The following is a 1,030-nucleotide window of genomic DNA, read 5'->3' on the forward strand; positions in this document are numbered from 1 at the left end:
ATCTAGAGAACAGCAAAGAAGAAAATTTAATGTTCTATCAACGCTTTGGCTTTGAGAGTATTGGCCAGATCGATCTAGGAAAAGGAAGTCCACCTATGTGGTCGATGATAAGAAATCCTACAAATAGTTTTTAATTACACAGGATTTGAACCAATCGGTTCGATAGAAGTCTAGAAGTCTAGAAGTCTAGAAGTCTAGAAGTCTAGAAGTAGACCATTTTACAACATAATAAACACACGGAGTCTTTCTCATGAGCGCAACCCTACCAATTGTTGTTGCTGCACTCGCCTTGTTATCAATCGCAATCTCACCGAAAGCAAAATCTAACGAAGGTTTCTTTTCCGGTTTCAGCCCACAAGGTCAGGCTCCATCTCTGTTCACTTTAGTGCTCAGCCAAGTCACGACTTGGATTTTTGCTCGATCTCTACTTAACGCAGCCATACTAGGATTTTATTACGGCATATGGGGAACGATTGCTTATGCGGCTTATTACTTATCATTCCTAACTGGAGCAGCCATCGTTGATTCAATTCGTTTTAAACACGGATTCAATAGCGTCCAATCCTTCCTAGAGGATCGTTTCGGCAAATTAGGCACGCACTGTTACAACTTTGTGGTTGGATTGCGTCTGATAAGCGAAGTCTTCGCAAACATTCTAGTGATCGGAATTCTATTTGGAGCCGCTGGCACGAGTAGCTATACCATCGCCGTTGTCGCTTTTGCTGCCATTGCTATGATTTACTCGATGTTAGGAGGCTTACATGCGTCGCTAAAAACAGATGTTATGCAAATGCTAATTTTCATCGCAGTTCTAGCCTTACTTGTAGTTAGTGCATTAGGTGATGGCCTCTACAGCGTAGAAGCGCTGAATTTTGTCGAGTTTGATGTAACTAACCCTGGGCCAATCCTACTTGCTGTAGCGCTGCTGCAGGTCTGGAGCTATCCACTTCACGATCCAGTCATGATGGATAGAGGTTTTATCGCCGACAGAGATACAACTAAGCGTAGTTTTTTGCATGCTGCGTGGATT

The 1,030-nt window shown here is 42.9% G+C and carries 1 pseudogene; it reads left to right on the plus strand.

Annotated features, from left to right (window positions below):
• Window positions 1-250: 250 nt before the first annotated feature.
• A pseudogene (locus tag A3738_RS00575) lies at window positions 251-1,030 on the plus strand (sodium:proline symporter); the annotation flags it as partial.

The organism is Oleiphilus sp. HI0066 (genome assembly GCF_001635725.1).